General features: G+C 50.8%; 1 pseudogene. It reads left to right on the forward strand.

What is annotated here, in order from left to right:
* A pseudogene (locus tag BGP76_RS17010) lies at positions 1–1125 on the forward strand (hypothetical protein); the annotation flags it as partial.

Raw genomic sequence — 1125 nt, forward strand, 5'->3', positions numbered from 1 at the left:
TTCAGTCGTAGCAACAGTGACAGACGGAGCGGGTAACACAGCAACAGATGGTAGCACCGACGAGTTAGTTATTGACACGACTGATCCAACCGTACCAACAGTAGTAAGCCAAACAACCTCAGACACAACACCAGTGGTCAGCGGAACAACAGGCACCGGCGCAGCATTGCCATCCGGCGAGACGATGACAGTAACGATCAACGGCGCAACGTATGCAGTCACTCCTGACGCAAGTGGTAACTGGAGTGTAGATACAGAAACTGCTACGCCAGCGAGTGGTACTTTGGGAACATTCACAGATGGCAATACTTATCAAGTAGTAGCAACAGTGACAGACGGAGCGGGTAACACAGCAACAGATGCGAGTACCGACGAGTTAGTGATAGACACGACGGATCCAACTACACCAACAGTAGTAAGCCAAACAACCTCAGACACAACACCAGTGATCAGCGGAACAACAGGCACAGGCGGAGCTTTGCCGTCAGGTGAAACGATGACAGTAACGATCAACGGCGCAACGTATGCAGTCACTCCTGACGCAAGTGGTAACTGGAGTGTAGATACAGAAACTGCTACGCCAGCGAGTGGTACTTTGGGAACATTCAGTGATGGCAACACTTATCAAGTAGTCACAACTGTTACAGACGGAGCAGGTAACACTGCAACAGATGCGAGCACCGACGAGTTAGTGATAGACACAACTGATCCAACGACTCCAACAGTAGATGCTTTGACTTCTAACGATACAACACCAGTGATCACAGGAACGACAGGCACAGGGGCAGCATTGCCATCTGGCGAGACGATGACAGTAACGATCAACGGCGCAACGTATGCGGTAACCCCTGATGCAAGTGGCAACTGGAGTGTAGATACAGAGACCGCTACGCCAGCGAGTGGTACTTTGGGAACATTCACAGACGGCAACACTTACCCAGTTGTAGCAACTGTTACAGACGGAGCAGGTAACACTGCAACAGATGCGAGCACCGACGAGTTAGTGATAGACACAACTGATCCAACGACTCCAACAGTAGATGCTTTGACTTCTAACGATACAACACCAGTGATCACAGGAACGACAGGCACAGGGGCAGCATTGCCATCTGGCGAGACGATGAC

Origin of the sequence: Reichenbachiella sp. MSK19-1 (assembly GCF_003590315.1) — a bacterium.
GTDB lineage: Bacteria > Bacteroidota > Bacteroidia > Cytophagales > Cyclobacteriaceae > Reichenbachiella > Reichenbachiella agariperforans.